Source organism: Bacillus sp. SIMBA_074, from assembly GCF_046534555.1.
GTDB lineage: Bacteria > Bacillota > Bacilli > Bacillales > Bacillaceae_G > Bacillus_A > Bacillus_A mycoides.
On the sequence record NZ_JAWRYM010000683.1, the window covers coordinates 1 to 264 of the forward strand.

Sequence of the window (264 nt, forward strand, 5' to 3'; positions counted from 1 at the left end):
TGCTCCAGCTTCCGCAAAGGATGTATTTTCCTCGGTTTGAATCGTTTTGTGCATGAGCTTTTCTGATTCAGGATGGGACAAGTACTGTCCGGATTTATCCAGCAAAAACGCCCAGCCTGTTTCACCGACTTTTGTTCCTGAAACCGTTTTTTGTATGTCCGTTAGCGTAATATCGTCTGTAGCTACACCTAGCAGCTTTTTGTCCGCCGTGTAAAAAGGTGCGACGACAGTCATCATCGAAACTCCTGAAACATCGTCAAAATA

Annotated in this window: 1 protein-coding gene; it reads right to left on the reverse strand. The window is 44.7% G+C overall.

Annotated elements, in window-relative coordinates; translation table 11 throughout:
* Positions 1 to 264, reverse strand: a 264-nt coding sequence (locus SB773_RS32510; protein WP_410594510.1) for a cache domain-containing protein, incomplete at both ends; no start/stop codon positions are given.